19 protein-coding genes are annotated in these 19,163 nt (G+C 71.2%); 11 read left to right on the forward strand and 8 right to left on the reverse strand.

Annotation, left to right across the window (positions count from 1 at the left end):
- Positions 1-137 precede the first annotated feature (137 nt).
- On the reverse strand, positions 138-1,253 hold the full coding sequence (gene tal / locus FRANCCI3_RS08280; RefSeq protein ID WP_011436087.1) for a transaldolase: 1,116 nt from the start codon (positions 1,251-1,253) through the stop codon (positions 138-140).
- Between the two features lie 811 nt (positions 1,254-2,064).
- Between tal and FRANCCI3_RS08285 the strand changes: the two genes are divergently transcribed.
- From FRANCCI3_RS08285 to FRANCCI3_RS08295, 3 genes are all read left to right on the forward strand, one after another.
- A complete protein-coding gene (locus tag FRANCCI3_RS08285) occupies positions 2,065-2,934 on the forward strand; it encodes a heme o synthase (protein WP_011436088.1) in 870 nt (289 codons plus the stop codon).
- Between the two features lie 189 nt (positions 2,935-3,123).
- Entirely contained in the window at positions 3,124-3,507 is a 384-nt protein-coding gene (locus FRANCCI3_RS08290) for a hypothetical protein (protein WP_035941788.1), read from the forward strand.
- 396 nt (positions 3,508-3,903) lie between these two features.
- A complete protein-coding gene (locus FRANCCI3_RS08295) occupies positions 3,904-4,197 on the forward strand; it encodes a hypothetical protein (protein ID WP_011436090.1) in 294 nt (97 codons plus the stop codon).
- 47 nt (positions 4,198-4,244) lie between these two features.
- On the opposite strand, the gene FRANCCI3_RS08300 is transcribed toward FRANCCI3_RS08295, so the two are convergent.
- From FRANCCI3_RS08300 to FRANCCI3_RS08330, 7 genes are all read right to left on the reverse strand, one after another.
- Positions 4,245-4,787 (reverse strand): NADPH-dependent FMN reductase, encoded by a 543-nt coding sequence (locus FRANCCI3_RS08300; protein ID WP_011436091.1) that lies wholly within the window; start codon positions 4,785-4,787, stop codon positions 4,245-4,247.
- 480 nt (positions 4,788-5,267) lie between these two features.
- On the reverse strand, positions 5,268-6,296 hold the full coding sequence (locus tag FRANCCI3_RS08305; RefSeq protein ID WP_011436092.1) for a COX15/CtaA family protein: 1,029 nt from the start codon (positions 6,294-6,296) through the stop codon (positions 5,268-5,270).
- Positions 6,297-6,398: 102 nt separating this feature from the next.
- Positions 6,399-7,184, reverse strand: coding sequence for an ABC transporter permease (locus FRANCCI3_RS08310; protein WP_011436093.1), 786 nt, complete (start codon positions 7,182-7,184; stop codon positions 6,399-6,401).
- Positions 7,181-8,305 (reverse strand): ABC transporter ATP-binding protein, encoded by a 1,125-nt coding sequence (locus tag FRANCCI3_RS08315; protein ID WP_011436094.1) that lies wholly within the window; start codon positions 8,303-8,305, stop codon positions 7,181-7,183. Before FRANCCI3_RS08315 ends, FRANCCI3_RS08310 begins: the two co-directional genes overlap by 4 nt.
- Before the next feature lie 135 nt (positions 8,306-8,440).
- Positions 8,441-8,980 (reverse strand): transcriptional regulator, encoded by a 540-nt coding sequence (locus tag FRANCCI3_RS08320; RefSeq protein WP_023841558.1) that lies wholly within the window; start codon positions 8,978-8,980, stop codon positions 8,441-8,443.
- Positions 8,981-9,221: 241 nt separating this feature from the next.
- Positions 9,222-10,754: a glycerol kinase GlpK gene (gene glpK, locus FRANCCI3_RS08325; RefSeq protein WP_011436096.1), complete on the reverse strand. Its 1,533-nt coding sequence runs from the start codon at positions 10,752-10,754 to the stop codon at positions 9,222-9,224.
- A gap of 155 nt (positions 10,755-10,909) precedes the next feature.
- Positions 10,910-11,614, reverse strand: a complete 705-nt coding sequence (locus FRANCCI3_RS08330) for a hypothetical protein (RefSeq protein WP_011436097.1) — start codon at positions 11,612-11,614, stop codon at positions 10,910-10,912.
- A 327-nt stretch (positions 11,615-11,941) separates the two neighbouring features.
- Between FRANCCI3_RS08330 and FRANCCI3_RS08335 the strand changes: the two genes are divergently transcribed.
- Genes FRANCCI3_RS08335 through FRANCCI3_RS08370 form a run of 8 tightly spaced genes read left to right on the forward strand, consistent with a single transcriptional unit; the run spans position 11,942 to position 18,999 of the window.
- Entirely contained in the window at positions 11,942-12,868 is a 927-nt protein-coding gene (locus tag FRANCCI3_RS08335) for a helix-turn-helix transcriptional regulator (protein ID WP_011436098.1), read from the forward strand.
- A complete protein-coding gene (gene sufB / locus FRANCCI3_RS08340) occupies positions 12,865-14,277 on the forward strand; it encodes a Fe-S cluster assembly protein SufB (RefSeq protein WP_011436099.1) in 1,413 nt (470 codons plus the stop codon). The genes FRANCCI3_RS08335 and sufB overlap by 4 nt, the downstream gene beginning before the upstream one ends.
- Complete coding sequence (gene sufD, locus FRANCCI3_RS08345; RefSeq protein ID WP_011436100.1) at positions 14,277-15,536, forward strand: Fe-S cluster assembly protein SufD; 1,260 nt, start codon at positions 14,277-14,279, stop codon at positions 15,534-15,536. Before sufB ends, sufD begins: the two co-directional genes overlap by 1 nt.
- Positions 15,533-15,910, forward strand: a complete 378-nt coding sequence (locus tag FRANCCI3_RS08350; protein ID WP_011436101.1) for a non-heme iron oxygenase ferredoxin subunit — start codon at positions 15,533-15,535, stop codon at positions 15,908-15,910. Before sufD ends, FRANCCI3_RS08350 begins: the two co-directional genes overlap by 4 nt.
- An 8-nt stretch (positions 15,911-15,918) precedes the next feature.
- Positions 15,919-16,713: a Fe-S cluster assembly ATPase SufC gene (gene sufC, locus FRANCCI3_RS08355; protein WP_011436102.1), complete on the forward strand. Its 795-nt coding sequence runs from the start codon at positions 15,919-15,921 to the stop codon at positions 16,711-16,713.
- Complete coding sequence (locus FRANCCI3_RS08360) at positions 16,710-18,038, forward strand: cysteine desulfurase (RefSeq protein WP_011436103.1); 1,329 nt, start codon at positions 16,710-16,712, stop codon at positions 18,036-18,038. The genes sufC and FRANCCI3_RS08360 overlap by 4 nt, the downstream gene beginning before the upstream one ends.
- A complete protein-coding gene (gene sufU / locus FRANCCI3_RS08365; RefSeq protein ID WP_011436104.1) occupies positions 18,035-18,553 on the forward strand; it encodes a Fe-S cluster assembly sulfur transfer protein SufU in 519 nt (172 codons plus the stop codon). Before FRANCCI3_RS08360 ends, sufU begins: the two co-directional genes overlap by 4 nt.
- On the forward strand, positions 18,550-18,999 hold the full coding sequence (locus FRANCCI3_RS08370) for a metal-sulfur cluster assembly factor (protein WP_011436105.1): 450 nt from the start codon (positions 18,550-18,552) through the stop codon (positions 18,997-18,999). Before sufU ends, FRANCCI3_RS08370 begins: the two co-directional genes overlap by 4 nt.
- Positions 19,000-19,163: the final 164 nt, after the last annotated feature.

The raw sequence follows: 19,163 nt of genomic DNA on the forward strand, positions 1-19,163 counted from the left end.
CCCCCTTCGTTCTGCTTGTGGTCTCTCCGAGGTTGTTTCACCGGGGACCGTCGGGTGTCCATGAACGACGCTGAGACGATCATCACGGCCGTGGCGACGGCCGTGGCGACCGCCACGGCCACGGCCGGCGCCAGGCCTTACGCGGACGAACCGGCTGATCCCAGGTGCGCCGCGATGGTGTCCAACAGCTGGGTCCACGAGTCCTCGAACTTCTGTACGCCCTGGCTCTCCAGGGTCTCGATCACGTCGTCGAGATCGATTCCGACGGCTGTGAGCTGGGCGAACACCTCGTGGGCCTCCTCGTAGCGGGGGCGGATCGTCTCACCCGTCACCGACCCGTGGTCGGCGAACGCCTCCAGGGTCGCCTCCGGCATCGTGTTGACGGTTCCGGGCGCGATCAGCTCGGTGACGTAGATCGTGTCCGGCAGGGACGGGTCCTTGGTGGACGTCGACGCCCACAACGGGCGTTGGGGCTTCGCGCCCGCCGCGGCCAGGGCCGCCCAGCGGGGGGTGGCGAACGCCTTCTCGTACCGCTCGAAGGCCAGCCGGGCGTTGGCGACGGCGGCCCGGCCGCGTAGCGCCTTCGCCTCCGAGGTGCCGATCTTCTCCAGCCGCTGGTCGACCTCGGTGTCCACCCGGCTGACGAAGAACGACGCGACCGAGGCCAGGTCGGTGATGTCGCGCCCCGCGGCCAGGGCCTTCTCCAGACCGGTCATGAACGCGTCGATCACGGCGTCGTACCGGTCGAGTCCGAAGATCAGCGTCACGTTCACGCTGATGCCCTGGGCAAGCGTCTCGGTGATTGCCGAGAGGCCGGCCCGGGTGGCGGGAATCTTGATGAACAGGTTGGGTCGGTCGACCAGCCACCACAGGGCACGCGCCTCGGCGAGCGTGCGCTCGGCCTCGTGGGCGAGCCGGGGATCGACCTCCAGGGACACCCGGCCGTCGACGCCGCCGCTGGCGTCGTAGACGCCGCGCAGCACGTCGCAGGCGTCGCGCACGTCGGCGGCCGTGATGGCCCGGACGGCCTCGCCGACGTCCACGCCGCGGATCGCCAGGTCGTGCAGCTGCTCGTCGTACAGGTCGCTCGAACTGATCGCCTTCTGGAAGATGGTCGGGTTGCTCGTCACGCCGACAACGCCGCGGTTCTCGACCAGGTGGGCGAGGTTGCCGGTGCGTAGGCGGTCCCGGCTGATGTCGTCCAGCCAGACCGCCACTCCGGCGGCTGAGAGCTCGGACAGGGGATTGCTCATCGGGCTGACTTCCTCTCCGCGGGCGGTGGCGTCCTCACCATGTCTCCAAGGCCTCCAAGCTGTTCTCGCGCTTCATGGCCGTTCTCGCGCTTCGGATGGGCGCACCCCCTTCAGGGCACTACCCTCTGGGGCCGGCTCCATCCCAGTCTGTTTCCAGTCTGATCCCAGTCTGCGGATCCCCGTGACAGTCGGGTGGCGGTTGGGAGAACAACGCGCACGACGAGTGGAATCCCGGTCCCTGCGGTTCATGCCTGATGCCCGATGCCCGCCGTCCATGCGCCATGCCCACCGTCGCTGTCCGATGCCCCACGCCAGTACATGTCGGTCGCCGCCGCCCGGGGGGCCGCGTGGCGCGGTTGTGAGAGAGGACGCAGGACGGCGGCGGGGGTCCGGGCGCGGTCGACGCGCGTACGCAGCGCCGCGGCGGCTAGACTCCGACACGTCGTAGAACACCGTCCGCTCCGACTTTCGGGGCACCGTCCCGCGTGGGTCGCCCGTCGATCCCGCCGATCGCGAGGTCGCTCTGTCTACCGAGGCCGTCCTTCGTCACCGGCATGTCCCCGCCCGCGGACCGGGGCGGGCGGGCGCCTCCAAGCCAACGACCGCACCGGCGCCGGGGGTCGGCGGCCCGCCAGCCCCCGCAGCCGGCCCGCCAGCCCCCGCAGCCGGCCCGCCAGCCCCCGCAGCCGGCCCGCCAGCCCCCGCAGCCGGCCCGCCAGCCCCCGCAGCCGGCCCGCCAGCCCCCGCAGCCGATCCGCCCGCCGACGGGCTCCCGGGCGCCGGGCACGCGACTCGCGGGGGCTGGGCGGCCGTGTCGGCGAAGGCCCGCGGCTATGTCGCCCTAATGAAGCTGCGCGTGGTCGAACTGCTGCTCATCACCACCGTCCCGGTCATGATGCTCGCCGAACGGGGCGTGCCGTCGCTCCGGCTGATCGCCGTGACCCTGGTGGCGGGAACCCTCGCCGCCGGCAGCGCGAACACGATCAACTGTTACGTCGATCGTGACATCGATCAGATGATGGGCCGCACGAAGCGCCGTCCGCTCGTGCGGGCGACCGTCACGCCCACGGAGGCGCTGACCTTCGGCATCGTGATCGGGATCGTCTCGACGCTGCTCTTCGGTTTCCTGGTCAACTGGCCCTCCGCGCTGCTGGCGGACGGGGCGATCGCCTTCTACGTCTTCGTCTACACCCTCGGGCTGAAGCGCCGCACCCCGTCGAACATCGTCATCGGGGGCGCGGCCGGCTGCTTCCCCGTCCTGATCGGATGGTCGGCGGTCACGGGGACCGTCGGCTGGGCCGCGGTGCTGCTGTTCGCCGTCGTCTTCTTCTGGACCCCGCCGCACTTCTGGGCGTTGGCGATGAAGTTCCGCGACGACTACGCCGCGGCGGGCGTCCCCATGCTGCCGGTCGTCGCCTCCGTCCAGGTCGTCACCCGGCGGATGCTGGGCTACGCCTACGCGATGGTCGCCGCCTCGCTCGCGGTCGCTCCCGTCGCCTCCACCGGCCCGGTCTACCTCGTCGCCGCCGTCGCGGTGGGAGCCTGGTTCCTGGTCGAGTCGCACCGGGTCGCCCGCCGGGCCCGGCACGGCGAGGACCCGAGGCCGATGCGCCTGTTCCACATGTCGATCACGTATCTGACCCTGCTGTTCGTGGCGATCGCCGTCACCGCTCTCGTCTGATCTCGCCCGACCCCACCGACCCCGCCCCGTCCTGATCCCGGTGTCACCGGGCGGGACGGGGCGTTGTTTTGCCGGCGGGCCGCCCGCGAACGGGTCTGGGACGGGCCCACCCGTCCTGGCCAGTTGACACCAGTGCGGCGCGTCTACCGGACGGGCACACCCAGACCCGGCGGACCACCGCGGCTGGTCGTGGCCACCACCGACCCGGCGACCCTGCCATCGACCAGCACCTGGTATCTGGCCACCACCCTGCCCCACCCCGACCTGCCCACCGCGGCGGCATCGGCGTTCCCACCCGCCGCCCACAGCGAGATCGACCGCCTGTACGGGCCGCACGGCTGGGTCGAACAAGACTACAAACAGATCACACACGAACTCGGCTGGGCCGACGTCCAGGTCCGCTCCGCCACCGCGATCGCCCGCCACCCGGCCCTGGTGAACTGCGCGTTCAGCCTGTGCTGGCACGACACCCCCGAACACCCACCACCCCACCCGGCGGCAGCCCGCGTCCGGTCCCGACCCGCACACTGCCGTCCTGGCCGGCCAGCCTCCGCCGGGTCCGCGCCTGCCTGATCCCGTTCCGTCTCCCGCGGCAGCGGAGGCGATCGCGTTATTCGGTTCTGGCGACGATCACGTGATGGCCTGGTTTCCGAGTTGTCTGATCAACACGCGCTTACGCAGGAGATCGAAGTTCGCCCGTCCATACATCTGCCTCTTCACCATCTTTAGGAATCGTAATGAAATAACAAATGCATGTTCGGGAGCATCTTAGCAGGTCACAGGGCCGCGAGAGGCTCAAGTTGCACAGGTTATTTCATTCCGCCTACTTACAGTTACGTGGAATCACGGCGCCCTCGACGGGCCCGGAACTGTGCGGCAGGGTGAGCCCGGCGACGACGGCGTCGTAGTCGTTGCGGAGGTGGCGGGCGAACGACGCCAGCGCTGGCAGGTAGGGCCGCGAAGGCGGGCATGGCCACCGGCATCGGCGAGACCTTTCAGCAGGTTGGTGTCGCCATCGGGATCGCCGGCTTCGGCGCGCTGTTTCAGCAGCTGGTGCTGTCGAAGTACGCTGGACCTTCGGCCGTGGGACGGGAAGTTGCCGTCGGCAACATCACCCGGGCTGGCGACGCCGGTCGGGCCGCGTTCGTGCATAGCTTCACCAGCGTCATGGTCGTCTGCGCCATTGTGTGCGCGGTCGGCGCCCTGGTTGCCTTCTTCTTCATCCGGCAGCGGGACCTGCATGAATCGGCGCAGGTGTTGTAGCGGTCGACCCGGTCCCCGGGTCGCTCCACCCCGGGGACCGGTCTGGTTCACGAGACCGCTGCGGTCAGCGCGGCCAGTGACTTGAGCACACCGGCCCGGATCTGGTCATCGGTGACCACGCCCTGGTCGTTGATGGTCGATCTGTGGACGGGGATGTGCATGCAGGCTTCCTCGACGATCATGGCGCCGGTGTAACGCAGCACCTTGCGCAGGGAATCGTGCGCGTCCGCGGCCTTTGTCGTGGACGGCGATACGTTGATCCATGCCGTGGGTTTGTCCCCGATCTCGATCCCACCGACGGTCCAGTCGAGCAGGTTCTTAAAGGAACCCGGCAGTGCGCCCGCGTACTCCGGCGTGCAGATCAGGATCGCAGCGGCCGATGCAATGCGGGCCCGCAGGTCCACTACCGACACAGGCAAAGGATCTTGGTCGTCGTCAGGGTTAAAGTGCGGCAGCTTGGCCATACCGTCGTAGTCGTCCGCAACGAATCCCGGCGGGGTCAATGCTCGCGTGGTGCGTAGCAGCGCCGAGTTGGACGACCCGGCGCGGAGGCTTCCGCATAGCAGAAGAATTTTTTGGGTGGCATCCACACGGCCGATTCTAGCCGCCGACTTTCACCTGGTCCTTCGTTGGGTGTGCCAGAAATGGAAAATTACTCCTGAGTTGGGAAGGTCAGGCTTGTCCAAGCCTCCATCCATCATAATCGAGCTCCAAATCATCGGTCATCCGGCGAGACCCCCGCAACGGCGCTGTTGCATTGTGAGGAGTCGGGGCAGGGCCTCGACAAGATCACATAAGGCTGTGATCGGTTACACTCGGTAGTGGCGCTGGCGCCCGGTCTGGGGGACGGTCTCCAGACCATGCCCAACCCTCCACACTTGTCCGTCGCGTTTCCGTCGCGACGTCGGCCCCTCGGCGGAGGCCGTGCCGCGGCGGGTCGTCGGACGTCGAGCCGGCCGCCGGGACTGTTTCCCGTCTCAGGAACGGGGCGTGGCCGCCGTGGCCAGGGTGTCGGTGGTCCCAGGGTGTCGGTGGTCCCAGGGTGTCGGTGGTCCCAGGGTGTCGGTGGTCTAGGAGCCGATGCCGGCGCCGGTGGGGGCGGTGGTCCCGACCGGCCCGGCGGGCGCGGGGACCTCGGCGCCGGCCGCCGCGAGCGTGGGCGCCGCGTCCGGTGCCGGCCGGGGGTGCCGGGAGCTCAGGGCGAGCCAGAGCCGCAGCGCGGCGACCCACATCACGGTCGCCCCGGTCATGTGCAGGGCGACGAGGAGGGCGGGAACGCCGAGGAAGTACTGAGTGAATCCGATCGCGGCCTGCGCGAGGACGGTCCCGACCAGGGCGAGGGAGGTCCGCCTGGCCTCGTCGGGGGCCTCGGCGACCCGCACCGCGAACGCCATGGCCGCGACGAGCCCGACCAGCAGCATCGCGCCGTCGGCGTGCAGTTGGGAGACGTTGACGAGGTCGAACCCGAAGCGGGCCGGATGGTCGCTGTCACCGCTGTGCGGCCCGGCGCCGGTCACGACCGTGCCGAGGACGAGCACCCCCGCCGAGACGACCACCAGCAGGCGCGCCAGCCACCGCAGCGCGGGACCGACCCCCGGGGTCGGCGCACCCGCGTCCTGGCGGGCCCGGTGGTCCAGCAGGACCGCGTTCCACAGCAGGACCATGGAGAGCAGGAAATGGGCGGCGACGGTCGCCGGGTGCAGCTTCGTCAGGACGGTGATCCCGCCGAGCACGGCCTGCCCGAGGAAACCCACCCAGAGGCCGAAGGACAGCAGTCGAAGATCGCGCCGCCGTCCGCCCCGCAGGCGGAGCGCGACCAGCGGGGTGATCAGCGTCACGAGGCCGACCACCAGGCCGACGACCCGGTTGCCGAACTCGATCGCTCCGTGCAGGGCGTATTCCGAGTGCGGCACGAACGAGCCGTCCCCGCACTGCGGCCAGGTCGGGCAGCCGAGGCCGGAGCCGGTCAGGCGGACCACGCCGCCACTCACCACGATCAGTGACAGCAAGACCACGTTGAGCGTGGTGAGGAGCCGGAAGGCGCGAAGGCTGATCAGCGGCAAACTCCGACGCTCTGTAGAAGCTGGCACGACTGCCATGGTAACGCCCTGTCCGGCACGGGCCGCTCGGATCCTTCTCCGTTGGTCGGATGGTGCCTGCCGGCCGGATGGTCGCGGTGTCGGCTCTACTCCCAGTCGGCTCTACTCCCAACGGAAGGTGCGGGCGGCGAGCGCCAGACTCGCCACCGCCCAGGCCACGAGCACGATCAGGGGGCGTGCCCCCGGACCGTCGCCCTCTGCCAGGACGGCCCGCAGCCCGTCCGACAGCGCCGCGGTCGGCAGCGCCTCGGCGACCGCCCGCAGCCAGCCGGGAAGCTTCGACAGCGGGAACACCACCCCGCCGATCAGCAGCAGCACCAGGTAGACGCCGTTGGCGGCGGCGAGCGTCGCCTCGGCCCGCAGGGCTCCGGCCATCAGCAGGCCGAGCCCCGAGAACGCGGCTGTGCCCAGGACGAGTAGCGCCAGCACCGCCGGAACCCCGACCGGCCCGCCGGTCGGGTCCCAGCCCAGCGCGAATCCGACCGCCACCAGGAGCACCAGCTGGATGACCTCGACGGCGAGCACCGCCAACGTCTTGCCGGCGAGCAGGACCACGCGCGGCAGCGGGGTCGCCCCGAGGCGTTTGAGTACGCCGTAGGAGCGTTCGAAGCCCGTCGCGATCGCCTGCCCGGTGAAGGCGGTCGACATCACGGCCAGCGCGAGCACCCCGGGGACGAGGAAGTCCACCGGCCGCTCGGTGGAGCTCGGCAGCACGTCGACGGCGGTGAAGAAGGCCAGCAGACCGACCGGGATGATCAGGGTGAGCAGGACGGACTCGCCGCGCCGCAGGGTGAGTACCAGCTCGAGCCTGGTCTGTGCCGCCAGCATCCGGACCCGTGAGGCGGGCGCCGGAGCCGGGCGCAGATCGAGCAGCGGGACGCCGGTCATGAGCGCAGCTCCGATCCGGTCAGTTCCACGAAGACGTCCTCCAGCGTGCGTTGTTCGACCCGGAGATCCTCTGCCAGGATGCCGTTACCCGCGCACCAGGCGGTCACCGCGGCGAGCAGTTGCGGGTCGACCGTGCCCTGCAACAGGTAGTGCCCAGCCGGGCCCTCCTGCACGGTGGTGCCGTCGGGCAGCGCGAGCAGCAGCCGGCCGAGATCCAGCCCGGCGGGGGCCCGGAAGCGCAGCTGCCCCTCGGCGCCGCCCCGGGTGAGCTCCGCGGGGGAGCCGACCGCCACCACCCTGCCGTGGTCGACGATGATCACCTGATCGGCGAGCCGTTCGGCCTCGTCCATGGCGTGGGTGGTCAGCACGACGGTGACCCCGGCCGTGCGCAGCTCCTCGACGAGTTCCCAGGTGTCCCGCCGGCCCTGGACGTCCAACCCGGCCGTCGGCTCGTCGAGGAAGACCAGCTCCGGGCGGCCGACCACGGCCATCGCCAGCGACAGCCGCTGCTGCTGGCCGCCGGAGAGCCGGCGGAACGGGGTACCGGCGGACCCGGCCAGCCCGAGCCGGTCCAACAGCGCCGCGGGATCCAGCGGGTGGCGGTAGTGCGAGGCGACGAGGCGCAGCATCTCGCCGGCGCGGGCGCCGGGATACATCCCCCCGGACTGCAGCATCACCCCGACCCGGGGGCGCAGGGCAACGGCGTCCGCCCAGGGGTCGAGTCCGAGGACCCGCACCTCGCCCGCGTCGGGGCGGCGGAATCCCTCGCAGATCTCCACGGTGGTTGTCTTGCCGGCGCCGTTCGGCCCGAGCAGCGCCGTGACCGTGCCGGTCGGGACGGTAAGTGACAGTTCGTCCACGGCGCGTATCCGACCATCGGGTGTCGTCGACGGTCGAGCGGCGTCGCCGGAAGGGACCGGCGGCGCCGGGGGCGCCTGGCGCACGGGGGGCGTAGGGGACGGCGTAGGGGACGTGGAGAACGCCGCGGGACCGCGCCCGGCCCGACCGGTGCGGGTCCGCCGCCCGGACCCGTGAGGACGACGACCGGAACGCGGGGAAGCGGACCGCGAGGAATACGTCTTCACGAGGTCCGTGACACTGACTGCCAGGATCTCGGCCACCTTGCGATCCTACGGACATCGCGGGTCGGGCGGAGGGCCGGTCCGCCCCGGCACGAGGCCTTCGGCTGGGTGGAACGGGCACCACCGGGCGGCCGTGCCCTAGTCCCGTTGCCAGTCCCGTTGCCAGTCCCGTTGCTAGCCCCGTTGCTGCGGCGGGCGGACGGGCAGCGCCCGGCGGCGCCCGCCGACCGCCACCGGCTCGCCTGGCTCCACCAGCGCTCCCCAGGCGCCCAGCCGCTCGTACAGCATCGCCGGCGTGGTGCTGTAGAGCCGGGACAACGACTGCAGGTCGGAGCGACGCAGCCGCAGGACGTCGCGTGAACTGTCCGACCGCAGGACCTGCACGATGGCGATCCAGCGCCGCAGCGGTCCGGTGCGGGTCGGGGGCAGCTTGCGCAGCCGGCGCAGGTCGATGACCAGCGGCGGCAGATGGTCGGTCTCGCGGCGATCGGCGGCCGGCGGTACCAGCAGCGTCGCGGGAACGTCGTACAGCTCGGCGAGCTCGACCAGTCGATGCACGCGCAGGGTCCGAGAGCCTCGCTCGTAGGCGCCCAGGGTCCCGGCAGTCCACCGGCCATGCGTGCGCTCCTGGACGTCCAGCAGCGACAAGCCACGCCGGTTGCGCGCCGCGCGAAGCCGGCGGCCGAGCTCCAGGGCGTAGTCCGCCTCGGTCACGGTCTCCGTCCGGGTCAAGGTCGACAGGAGACGCCAACCGCCCCCTGTGACAGATTGTCAGGCCTCGGTTCGTCTGGCAGCCGGTTCGACCAAGAAGCCGCGAGGGAACGTGGCCCTGGCGTGGTCCCGCGGTCGCGGGGCGCAATCCGGGAATCGCGACAGTGTTTTTCCGGCCGCGCCAGCCCCGTCAGCCCGGTCGGCCGGTCAGTCCCGGTCGGCCCGGTCGGCACCGTCGGCCCGGTCAGTCCCAGTCGGCGTCGTCGGCGTCCTTGGCCCAGTCCCGGGCCCGGTCCACGGCGCGCAGCCATCGCCGGTAGGACCGGTCCCGCTCGGCCCGGGACAGCCTCGGCCGGTACCGCTCGGCGCTGCGCCGATGCCCGGCGAGCTCCTCGCGGTCGGCGAAGAACCCGGTCGCGAGCCCCGCGAGGTAGGCCGAACCGAGCGCGGTCGTCTCGATGTTGTCCGGGACGTCGAGCTCGACGCCGAGCAGGTCGGCCTGGAACTGCATGAGCCAGTGGTTGCGGGCGGCCCCGCTGTCGGCCCGCAGCTCGCGCACCGGGAAGCCCGCGGCACCCATCGCCTCGACGACGTCCCGGGTGCGGTAGGCGATGCCCTCGAGCACCGCGCGGACGACGTGCGCCCGGGTGGTCCCCCGGGTGATCCCGAGCAGTGCGCCGCGGGCGCGGGGATCCCAGTGAGGGGCGCCGAGGCCGGCGAGCGCCGGGACGAAGTAGACGCCGTCGTTGCCGGTCAGGGAGGCGGCCAGGTCGGCGGTCTCGGTGGCATCCCGGATGATCCCCAGGGAGTCCCGTAGCCAGTCGACGGCGGCACCGGTGGACAGGACCGCTCCCTCCAGCGCGTACCGCACCGGTTCGCCGTCGAGCTGGAACGCCGCGGTCCGCAGCAGCGTCGACTGCGGCGCCGGCAGGGCCGAGCCGGTGTTCACCAGCACGAAGGAACCGGTGCCATAGGTGTTCTTGGCCTGGCCGGGTTCGAAGCAGCCCTGGGCGAACAGAGCGGCCTGCTGGTCGCCGATCACGGCCGCCACCGGGATCCGCACGCCGAGGAAGGCGTCCGGATCGGTCTCGGCGTAGACCCGCGAGCTCGGCGCGACAGCGGGCAGCACCTCGGCGGGAACGCCCAGCAGATCGAGCATCTCCGGGGACCAGGTCGCGGCGGCGAGGTCGAGCAGCAGGGTGCGGGAGGCGTTCGTGACGTCGGTGACGTGCGCGGCCCCGGCGGTCAGCTTCCAGACCAGCCAGGAATCGACGGTGCCGAAGGCGATCTCCCCCCGGCCGGCGCGCCGGCGCAGCCCGGGGTCGTCGTCCAGGATCCAGCCGATCTTGGTACCGGAGAAGTAGGGGTCGAGTACCAGCCCGGTGCGTTCCCCCACCGCACCCGCGTGCCCCTCGGCGGTGAGGCGTTCGCAGACCGCGGCCGTCCGCCGGTCCTGCCACCCGATGGCCGGGTGGACCGGGGCGGAGGTCCGCCGGTCCCACAGCACGGTGGTCTCGCGCTGGTTGGTGATGCCGAGGGCGGCGAGCTCCCCGGCCCGGCGACCGCAGCCGGCCAGGGCCGCGGCGACGGTGTCGACGACGCTGCGCCAGAGCTCGTCCGGATCCTGCTCGACCCAGCCCGGCCGGGGGAACCCGGGCCGGATCCCGGTGTAGCCGCGGCCGACGACCACCCCGTCCCGGTCGAGCAGGCAGACCGTGGTCCCGGTGGTCCCCTGGTCGACCGCCGCCACCAGGGATCCGCGTGCCGGCACGCTCATCTCGTTCCTCCCGCCCACGGGTCCGCTGACGCATGGTAAGGACGCATGGTAAGGAGGCATGGTAGGGGAGCGATGCACGGTAAGGAGAGGGACGCGGGGGAGGAAAGATAGACAAGGGGGAGGTAAGGCGGGCCCGGCGTGCCGGGAACGGCGGCTCAGCCGAGGTTGGACAGGTCGACGACGTCGCCGGGCGGGGTGCCGGTCGCGGGCGTCCCGTAGTCGTCGAAGGTGATCTCGTTGGTGGAGCGGCCGGCGACGACCACCTTCAACGGATACCCGGGTCCGGTGTTGGCCGCCCAGAAGGCTGTTCCGTCGGGGCCCGCGGCCCGGACGGCCTGGGTGCCGGCCAGCTTCTCGGTCCGCACCGGGCCGGACAGCCCGACGACGTAGCTGGTCAGCGACGCGGCGAGCCGGTCGAGGGTAAAGTAGCTGTATTTCGCGGCGTCGGCGGGGGCTAGGCGGACCCAGCGGTCGGCGAGGAGGTTCCCGGCCGCGGCGTCACCGGTCCCCTCGTAGTAGGCGCGGCCGCGGCGGACGTAGGTGTCGTCTTTGATCTTGAAGATCTGGGTCCGTTGACCGTACTCGTCAATGGTGCCGCGGGTGACCGTGCCGGACATCACCAGGTCGTAACCGGCGGGGGCGTCCGAGCGCGGGTCGGCCTCGGTGCCGACGACGTGGACGCCGGTCGCGGTGCGCAACGCCTGCAGGGTGCGCGTGCCGACCTCGCCGGCAGGCAGCTTCTCCAGCCCGTTGCTCTTCTCCCCGCCGCCACTGCAGGCCGCCGAGGTCGCGAGCAGGAAAGTCAGTCCGAGGGAGAGCAGCGCCCGCCGGACCCCGCCGCGCCACAGTTGTGATCGCATCCGCCCGTCGCCTCCCGCCTGAGATCGTCTCCGGGTCGGTGGCGGCCGGGCGCGACCGCGCGTCGCGACCGTCGGCCCGCTGGTGTGCCGACCTGGTGTGCCCACCCGGGGTGCGCGCCCGGGTGGGCGCGCAGGTATGGCAGTGGGCGCAAGTCTGGCATTCCGCCGCCTGCGGTCGTCGGTCGGGTACGGCCCGTGGGTATCCGTTGTGTGCTCACGTCCGGCGGATGTGATCTGCGTCATGGCTGTGGCGAAGATCGCCCCATTGGGCTGTAGTTCCGGCGACCCCGGTTCGACTGCGCCCAGGAAATAAGGCACACTGGCGTTGTGAAATACGACCACGACGGGACGAGCGGGACGGCGGACGGCCGTACCCGCGACCGGGTCGTGCGTCTGCTCCTGGAGGGCGGCTCGGCCACGGCAGCCGAGCTGTCCCGTCAGCTCGGGGTCTCCCCGGCGGCTATCCGCAGGCATCTCGATGCCATGGTCGCGGATGGCATCATCACGCCCACGGAGAGCCGGTCCCGGGGGCCGCGTGGCCGGGGACGCCCGGCCCGGCGTTACGCGCTCACCGAAGCCGGCCATCAGGCCGGTCCCAACGCCTACTCCGATCTCGCGGCCGGTGCGCTGCACTTCCTGGCCGAGGTGGGTGGCGCGAGCGCGGTCACCCAGTTCGCCGATACCCGCGCCGTCGACCTGGAGCGGCGGGTGCGCGAGGCGGTCGTGGCGGCGGAGCCGGCGGATCGCCCGGCGGCGCTCGCCGAGGCGATGACCGCCGCCGGGTACACCGCCAGCGTCTCCGAGCTGCCCACCGGTCTGCAGATCTGCCAGCATCACTGCCCGGTCCAGTTCGTCGCGGAGCGCTTCCCGGCGTTGTGCGACGCCGAGACCGCGGTGCTGGCCCGCGTGCTCGACACCCACGTGCAGCGCCTGGCGACGATCGCGCACGGCGACGGCGTCTGCACGACCCACATCCCCGCGGGTCACCCGCCCGCGGGTCACCCGCCCGCGGGTCACCCGCCCGCGGGTCACACTGCCGTGAGCCACACCGCCGCGGATCATCCGCCCGCGGGCACGGCGCCCGGCATGGCTTCGCGTGCCCGGTCCGATCGGAACGGGTCCGATCAGAGCGGGTCCGGGAAGGACGGCTCCGCTCGGGTGCTGCCCGATTCCGCCGTGGCCGGATCCGGCCCGGCCCGGCCCGCGTCCCTGGCCTGTCCACCATCCTCGTCTTCGGAGGGTTTCGCCCTATGACCACCTCTGCCGAGACCGCCCTGGAAGGCCTTGGTTCCTATCGGTTCGGATGGGCTGACACCGACGCCTACGCCGCCGACGTGGAGCGCGGCCTGTCCGAGGCGGTTGTCCGCGGCATCTCGGCCAAGAAGTCCGAGCCGTCGTGGATGACCGACCTGCGCCTCAAGGGGCTGCGGCTGTTCGAGCGCAAGCCCATGCCGACCTGGGGTGCCGACCTGTCGGGCATCGACTTCGACAACATCAAGTACTTCGTCCGCTCCACCGAGAAGCAGGCCGAGGAGTGGGAGGACCTACCCGAGGACATCCGGGCGACCTACGACCGGCTCGGCATTCCCGAGGCGGAGAAGCAGCGCCTCATTGCCGGGGTCGCCGCCCAGTACGAGTCCGAGGTCGTCTACCACAAGATCCGGGAGGACCTCGAGGAGCAGGGTGTCCTCTTCCTGGACACCGACTCCGGGCTGCGTGAGCATCCGGAGCTGTTCCAGGAGTACTTCGGCTCGGTGATCCCGGTCGGGGACAACAAGTTCGCCGCGCTGAACACGGCGGTGTGGTCGGGCGGATCCTTCATCTACGTGCCGCCGGGCGTGCAGGTCGAGATCCCGCTGCAGGCCTACTTCCGGATCAACACCGAGAACATGGGCCAGTTCGAGCGGACGCTGATCATCGTCGACGAGGGCGCCTACGTGCACTACGTCGAGGGCTGCACGGCGCCGGTCTACTCGTCGGACTCGCTGCACTCGGCGGTCGTCGAAATCGTCGTGAAGAAGAACGCGCGCTGCCGGTACACGACCATCCAGAACTGGTCGAACAACGTCTACAACCTGGTCACCAAGCGTGCCGCCTGCCACGAGGGCGGCACCATGGAGTGGATCGACGGCAACATCGGTTCCAAGGTGACGATGAAGTACCCGGCCGTGTGGCTGCTCGGCGAGCACGCCAAGGGCGAGGTGCTCTCCATCGCCTTCGCCGGTGCCGGTCAGCACCAGGACGCGGGCGCGAAGATGGTGCACGCCGCGCCCCGCACCTCCTCGACGATCGTCTCCAAGTCGGTGGCCCGCGGCGGCGGGCGGACGTCCTACCGCGGGCTCGTCCAGATCAACGAGGGCTCGTCGGCCTCCCGCTCGACGGTCAAGTGCGACGCGTTGCTCGTCGACACGGTGAGCCGCTCGGACACCTACCCCTACGTTGACGTGCGCGAGGACGACGCCTCCATCGGGCACGAGGCGAGCGTCTCCAAGGTCGGCGAGGACCAGCTGTTCTACCTGATGAGCCGGGGTCTGTCCGAGGAGGAGGCGATGGCGATGGTCGTGCGCGGCTTCGTCGAGCCGATCGCCCGGGAGCTGCCCATGGAGTACGCCCTCGAGCTCAACCGCCTCATCGAGCTGCAGATGGAAGGTGCGGTCGGCTGATGGTCGTCATCGACGCCACCGGTCGGCCCCCGGCCGCCTCCGGTGCCGTACCCCGTCCCGTACGGTCCCGTAACCCGCTCGACCACGCCGTGCCCACCGGACGCGAGGAGGCGTGGCGGTTCACCCCGCTGCGCCGGCTGCGCGGACTGCCGACCGGCCCCGAGGCCGACGGCAAGGTCTCCGTGTCGGTCACCGCGCCCGCGGGGGTCGAGGTGGAGCAGCTCGCCGCCGCCGACGCCCGGATCGGTCGGGTGCTGACCCCGGCCGACCGGGTGGCCGCCTTCGCCCTGACCCGGTCGGCGGGCGCGCTCGCCGTCACCGTCCCGGCCGAGGCCGCGCTCACCGAGCCGGTGGTCGTGCACCTGCACGGTGAGAGCCCCAGGTCCCCGGCCGGGTTCGTCGCGACGAGCGGCGACGGCGGGCGGCGCGGCTCCCCGGGCGGGGTGGCCTACGGTCACGTCCTCGTCGAAGTGGGCCCGTTTGCGTCCGCCACCGTGGTGCTCGACCACACCGGCAGCGCCACCTACGCCGGCAACGTCGAGGTGTACGTGGGGCACGGCGCCTCGCTCACCTTCATCACCCTGCAGGACTGGGACGACGACGCCGTGCACCTCGGCGCGCACGCCTACTCGCTGGGGCGCGACGCTCGGCTGCGCTCGTTCACCATCACCCTCGGCGGTGATCTGGTGCGGCTCAACCCGACCGTGGACTACCGCGGGCCCGGCGGCGACGCCGAGCTCTACGGCGTGTTCTTCACCGATGCCGGCCAGCACCAGGAGCACCGGCTGCTCGTCACGCACGAGCCGCGTTCCTGCCGCAGCCGGGTCACCTACAAGGGCGCGCTGCGCGGGGACGCCGCCCACGCGGTGTGGATCGGCGACGTCCTCATCGGCGCCGGCGCCGTGGGCACGGACACCTACGAGCTCAACCGCAATCTCGTGCTCACCGACGGCGCGCGGGCCGACTCGGTCCCGAACCTGGAGATCCTCACCGGTGAGGTCACCGGTGCCGGTCACGCCAGTGCCACCGGCCGGTTCGATGACGAGGCGCTGTTCTACCTGCAGTCGCGGGGGATCTCGCCCGAGGAGGCCCGCCGGCTCGTGGTGCACGGTTTCTTCGCCGAGATCATCGACCGGATCGACGTGCCGGAGCTGCGGGAACGCATCATGATCAAGATTGCCGGCGAGCTGTCGGCCGACCTCCCGGACGAGGCTGCGGAGCCGTCGTCGGCGGAGTTGTCGGTGGAGGTGGGCGGATGACGACCGCGACCGGCGGTTCTGCCGCGGGCGGCTCCTCGGTCGCCCCGCGGTGGCACCGGGTGTGTGCCGCCGCGGACCTCGCCGAGGGCACCGCGATCGGCACCGAGATCGAGGGCGTGCCGGTGTGCGTGGTGCGGTCGGGCGGGGCGGTCTACGCCGTGCGTGACGAGTGCTCGCACGCCGACGTGATGCTCTCCCAGGGCGAGGCCGAGGACGGCAAGATCGAGTGCTGGCTGCACGGGTCCCAGTTCGACCTGGCCAGCGGCGTCCCGCTGAGCCTGCCGGCGATTGAGCCGGTGCCCACGTACGCAGTGACCATCGACGGCGACGACGTGCTCGTCGACGTCACACATTCGAACCCGGAACGAGGGTGACGGCAGCGGTGTCCACACTGGAGATCCGCAATCTGCATGTCTCGGTGGAGACGGACGGCGAGGGCACGCGCGAGATCCTGCGCGGGGTGGACCTGACCGTCCGCAAGGGCGAGACGCACGCGATTATGGGGCCGAACGGGTCGGGTAAGTCGACGCTGTCCTATTCGATCGCGGGCCATCCCAAGTACACGGTCACCGAGGGCAGCATCACGCTCGACGGCGAGGACGTCCTCGCGATGAGCGTCGACGCCCGGGCCCGGGCCGGGATCTTCCTGGCGATGCAGTACCCGGTGGAGATCCCCGGGGTCTCGGTGTCGAACTTCCTGCGCTCCTCGGTCACGGCCGTGCGCGGCGAGGCGCCGAAGCTGCGGACCTGGGTCAAGGAGGTCAAGACCTCCATGGCCGCGCTCGAGATGGACCCGGCGTTCGCCGAGCGCAACGTCAACGAGGGCTTCTCCGGCGGCGAGAAGAAGCGTCACGAGATCCTGCAGATGGCGTTGCTCAAGCCGAAGATCGCCGTGCTGGACGAGACCGACTCCGGCCTCGACGTCGACGCGCTGCGCATCGTCTCCGCAGGTATCGAGTCGGTGCGGGCCAAGGGGGAGACGGGCATCCTGCTCATCACCCACTACACCCGCATCCTGCGCTACATCCGTCCCGAGTTCGTCCACGTCATGGCGGCGGGGCGGATCGTCGACGAGGGCGGCCCGGAACTGGCCGCCGTGCTGGAGGAGTCCGGCTACGACCGCTACGTCAAGGGTGGCGGCGCGGCCACGCCGGCCGGCGTGGGAGCGGTGTCATGACGCTGACCGACGCGGCCGTGCGCCCGGGGTCCGGACCCCGGCTCGTCGGCGGGTTCGACGTCGAGCAGGTCCGCCGGGACTTCCCCGTCCTGGCCCGCACGGTGCACGGCGACCGGCCGCTGGTCTACCTCGACAGCGCCGCCACCTCGCAGAAGCCGCTGGCGGTGCTCGACGCCGAGCGGACCTACTACGAGCTGCACAACGCCAACGTGCACCGCGGCATCCACGTGCTGGCCGAGGAGGCCACCGGGCTGTACGAGGCCTCCCGGGACAAGGTCGCCGCCTTCATCGGGGCGGGCGACCGCCGGGAGGTGGTGTTCACCAAGAACTCCTCGGAGGCGCTGAACCTCGTCGCCTACGCGATGAGCAACGCCGGGGCCGCCGGCGCCGAGGCGGAGCGGTTCCGGGTCGGCCCGGGTGACGAGATCGTCGTCACCGAGATGGAGCATCACTCCAATCTCGTGCCGTGGCAGATGCTGGCCCGGCGCACCGGGGCGACGCTGCGCTGGATCGGGCTGACCGACGACGGCCGGCTCGACCTGAGCAACCTCGATTCGATCATCACCGAGCGGGCGAAGGTCGTCGCCTTCGTCCACCAGTCGAACATTCTCGGCACGATCAACCCGGTCGCGCAGGTGGTGGCGCGGGCCCGCGAGGTCGGCGCGCTGACCGTGCTCGACGGCTCCCAGTCGGTACCGCACAACCCGGTCGACGTCACCGAGCTCGGGGTGGACTTCCTGGCCTTCACCGGGCACAAGATGTGCGCGCCCACCGGGGTCGGGGTGCTCTGGGGACGCTACGAGCTGCTTGGGGTCATGCCGCCCTTCCTCGGCGGCGGCGAGATGATCGAGCTTGTCACCATGGAGGGCTCGACCTACGCGGCGCCGCCGCACCGGTTCGAGGCCGGCACCCCGATGATTGCCCAGGTGGTCGGGCTCGGCGCGGCCGTCGACTACCTGACCGCGCTCGGCATGCCGGCCGTCGCCGAGCACGAGCACGCGGTGACGGCCTACGCGCTGGACGCCTTCGCCGAGGTGCCGGGGTTGCGGATCATCGGTCCGCCGGCGGCGGACGCCCGCGGCGGGGCGATCTCCTTTGTGCTGCACGAGGACGACGGCCGGCCGATCCATCCCCACGACGTCGGACAGATCCTCGACGAGCGCGGCATTGCCGTGCGGGTCGGGCACCACTGCGCCCGGCCGGTCTGCCTGCGGTTCGGGGTACCTGCGACGACCCGCGCGTCGTTCCACCTCTACACGACGACCGGCGAGGTCGACGCCCTGGTGGAAGGACTGCACGGGGTCCGGAGGTTCTTTCTGAGGTGAAACTCGACTCCATGTACCAGGAGATCATCCTGGACCACTACCGCAACCCGCTCCACCGGGGGCTGCGGGATCCCTTCGACGCCGAAGTGCACCACGTCAACCCGACCTGCGGCGACGAGGTGACCCTGCGGGTGAAGGTCTCGGACGGGGTCGTCGAGGACGTCTCCTACGAGAGCGAGGGCTGTTCGATCAGTCAGGCGTCGGCGAGCGTCATGAGCGACCTCGTGATCGGCAAGTCGGTCGACGCGGCGCTGAAGCTCGAACGCGAGTTCCTGGCGCTGATGCAGTCGCGGGGCACCATCGAGGGTGACGAGGACGTGCTGGAGGACGCCGTGGCGTTCGCCGGCGTCTCCAAGTACCCCGCCCGGGTGAAATGTGCCCTGCTGTCCTGGATGGCGTGGAAGGACGCGACCGCTAAGGCGATGGATCCGAGTGTCGCCGTCGCCGGCGCATCCACCTCTGTCGCGTACCCCCGCGTCGCCCCCCTCGACGTACCCGAGCAGGAGAAGCCATGAGCGAGACGGTGACCGAGACGCGCTCGGCCGCGACGGGAGAAACCGCCGAGGCGGCGGATCAGCCCGCCGGGGTCCCGAAGCCGGTGCTGGACCCGGACCCGACGGGACCGGACGCCCCGCCGGAGCTCGCCAGCTTCGAGGACATCGAGGAGGCGATGCGCGACGTCGTCGACCCGGAACTCGGCATCAACGTCGTCGACCTCGGCCTCGTCTACGGCATCCACGTCGCCGACGACAACACCGTCACCCTCGACATGACGCTGACCTCGGCGGCCTGCCCGCTCACCGACGTCATCGAGGACCAGACCCGCTCCGCCCTGGTCGACGGCCCGGACGGGCTGGCCGCGGACGTGACCATCAACTGGGTCTGGATGCCGCCGTGGGGGCCGGACAAGATCACCGACGACGGTCGCGAGCAGCTGCGCGCGCTCGGCTTCAACGTCTGACGTCCCCCCGGCCCACTGGATGAACAACCGGTGGGGTTCGCGCAACGTACGGCTGGCTACCCAGCAACCACCGCTCACTCCGCCCGTATCCGCCCGCCAGGCTTGTAGGGTCGGAACCAGGCGATCGGCGTCGTCATCGGCCCATTTCGGCGGGCTTCCCGCCT

Source organism: Frankia casuarinae (genome assembly GCF_000013345.1).
GTDB classification, from domain to species: Bacteria; Actinomycetota; Actinomycetes; order Frankiales; family Frankiaceae; genus Frankia; species Frankia casuarinae.

What these genes read in the sequence shown, in the direction of transcription:
- tal (WP_011436087.1), bottom strand. Translation starts at nt 1,253, where the DNA reads ATGAGCAATCCCCTGTCCGAGCTCTCAGCCGCCGGAGTGGCGGTCTGG.
- FRANCCI3_RS08295 (WP_011436090.1), top strand. Translation starts at nt 3,904, where the DNA reads ATGGCCACCGGCATCGGCGAGACCTTTCAGCAGGTTGGTGTCGCCATC.
- FRANCCI3_RS08305 (WP_011436092.1), bottom strand. Translation starts at nt 6,296, where the DNA reads ATGGCAGTCGTGCCAGCTTCTACAGAGCGTCGGAGTTTGCCGCTGATC.
- FRANCCI3_RS08310 (WP_011436093.1), bottom strand. Translation starts at nt 7,184, where the DNA reads ATGACCGGCGTCCCGCTGCTCGATCTGCGCCCGGCTCCGGCGCCCGCC.
- glpK (WP_011436096.1), bottom strand. Translation starts at nt 10,754, where the DNA reads ATGAGCGTGCCGGCACGCGGATCCCTGGTGGCGGCGGTCGACCAGGGG.
- FRANCCI3_RS08330 (WP_011436097.1), bottom strand. Translation starts at nt 11,614, where the DNA reads ATGCGATCACAACTGTGGCGCGGCGGGGTCCGGCGGGCGCTGCTCTCC.
- sufB (WP_011436099.1), top strand. Translation starts at nt 12,865, where the DNA reads ATGACCACCTCTGCCGAGACCGCCCTGGAAGGCCTTGGTTCCTATCGG.
- sufD (WP_011436100.1), top strand. Translation starts at nt 14,277, where the DNA reads ATGGTCGTCATCGACGCCACCGGTCGGCCCCCGGCCGCCTCCGGTGCC.
- FRANCCI3_RS08350 (WP_011436101.1), top strand. Translation starts at nt 15,533, where the DNA reads ATGACGACCGCGACCGGCGGTTCTGCCGCGGGCGGCTCCTCGGTCGCC.
- FRANCCI3_RS08360 (WP_011436103.1), top strand. Translation starts at nt 16,710, where the DNA reads ATGACGCTGACCGACGCGGCCGTGCGCCCGGGGTCCGGACCCCGGCTC.
- FRANCCI3_RS08370 (WP_011436105.1), top strand. Translation starts at nt 18,550, where the DNA reads ATGAGCGAGACGGTGACCGAGACGCGCTCGGCCGCGACGGGAGAAACC.